The sequence below is a fragment of the Staphylococcus ureilyticus genome (assembly GCF_002902235.1).
Taxonomy (GTDB): Bacteria; Bacillota; Bacilli; order Staphylococcales; family Staphylococcaceae; genus Staphylococcus; species Staphylococcus ureilyticus.
The window spans coordinates 1-2,112 of sequence record NZ_PPRL01000107.1 but is presented as its reverse complement, the minus strand read 5'-3'; the positions used below and the strand labels follow the sequence as shown (position 1 = coordinate 2,112).

Genomic DNA, 2,112 nt, shown 5'->3' with positions numbered 1-2,112 from the left:
TTACCGATGTAATGTTGTCCAATCTTGTTTGGAGCTCATCTTTCCCTATGGTACCGCTCGGTACGCTATTTAGTTTCTCTTTTGCAGTTTGTTTCGCGCTTTCTAATGCTTGAATTAACGCATCTACTTCGGATTTCTCATCTGGTGTTACTAAACCGTCTGATGTTACTTCTGCCAACTTCGTATCCACTGTCACTTTCGCTTGTTCCGCATTCGCTACTGCTTGCGTTGCTTCAAACAATTGGTCTGTATCTAATTTACCATTACTATCCGCATCGTTTACTTCTGGTGATGTTACTGAAGCGATGCTGTCTAATCTTGTTTGGAGGTCACCTTTACCTTCAGTACCATTCGGTACACTATTCACCTTCCCTTGTGCCGCTTGTTTCGCGCTTTCTAATGCTTGGATTAGCGCATCTACTTCAACTTTTTCATCTGGTGTTACTAGACCATCAGATGTTACTTCTGCTAATTTATTATCTACTGCTGTTTTTGACTGTTCCGCATTCACTACTGCTTGAGACGCTTCGGATAATTGATCTGTATCTAAGATTCCATTACTATCTGCATCATTTACTTCTGGTGACGTTACTGATGTGATATTATCCAATCTTGTTTGTAAATCATCTTTACCTTCTGTACTGTCCGGTATATTATCTAATTTCTCTTTCGCTACTTGTTTCGCAGTTTCTAATGCTTGAATTAATACATCTACTGCGGTTTTCTCATCTGGTGTTACTAAGCCATCGGATGTTACATCTGTTAACTTCGTATCCACTGCGGTTTTCGCTTTCTCGGCATTCGTTATTGCTTGCGTTGCTTCAGACAATTTCTCTGTATCTAACTTACCATTACTATCCGCATCATTTACTTCTGGTGACGTTACTGATGTGATATTATCCAATCTTGTTTGTAGCTCGTCTTTCCCTGCGGTACCGCTCGGTACGCTATTTATTTTCTCTTTTGCAGTTTGTTTCGCGCTTTCTAATGCTTGAATTAACGCATCTACTTCTGCCTTTTCGTTTGGAGTCACTAAGCCATCTGCTGTGATTTCGGCCAATTTCGTATCCACTGCGATTTTCGCTTGTTCGGCTTTCGTCACTGCTTGTGATGCTTCTGATAATTGCTCTGTATCCAACACGCCATTACTATCTGCATCGTTCACTTCTGGTGATCTTACGGATGTGATATTGTCTAATCTTCTTTGTAATACATCTTTACCTGGTGTGCCATCCGGTACAGTATTCAATTTATTTTTCGCTGATTGTTTAATTACTTTCAATCCAAAGATTAGTCTATCAATTTCGGCTGCTTCATTCGGAGTCACTAAACCATCTGCTGTGATCTCTGACAATTTTGTATCCACTGCTACTTTTGCCTTTTCCACATCTGCTATGATATGAGAAATTTCTAACAATTGCTCTGTATCTAAAATGTCATTACTATCCGCATCATTTACTTCTGGTGACGTAACAGAGGCGATGTTATCTAATCTTGTTTGTAAATCTTCTTTACCCGCAGTACCGTTCGGTACGCTATTTACTTTCTCTTGTGCTGTTTGTTTCGCACTTTCTAATGTTTGAATTAACGCATCTACTTCGGCTTTCTCATCTGGAGTCACTAAGCCATCTGCTGTAATATCAGATAACTTCGTATCCACTGCGGTTTTCGCTTGTTCGGCTTTCGCTACTGCTTTTCCTGCTTCAGAAATGTGTTGATTATCTACAATACCATCACTATCTACATCATTCACTTCTGGTGATGTTACCGATGTAATGTTGTCCAATCTTGTTTGTAAATCATCTTTACCTACGGTTCCGCTCGGTACAGTGTTTAGTTTTTCTGTTGCCGTTTGTTTTGCTGTTTCTAATGTTTGGATCAATGCATCTACTTCTGCTTTTTCATCAGGTGTCACTAATCCATCGGATGTTACTTCTGACAATTTCGTATCCACTGCGGTTTTCGCTTGTTCTGCATTCACTACGGCTTGCGTTGCTTCTGATAATTGATCTGCATCTAGCACACCATTGCTATCTACGTCATTTATTTCTGGTGATGTTACTGACGCGATGTTATCTAGTCTTGTTTGTAAATCTTCTTTACCCGCAGTAC

1 protein-coding gene is annotated in these 2,112 nt (G+C 39.9%); it reads right to left on the bottom strand.

All coding sequences use genetic code 11. The features are described from left to right. On the bottom strand, positions 1-2,112 hold a 2,112-nt coding region (locus tag CD150_RS13450), incomplete at both ends, for a GA-like domain-containing protein (protein WP_206185638.1).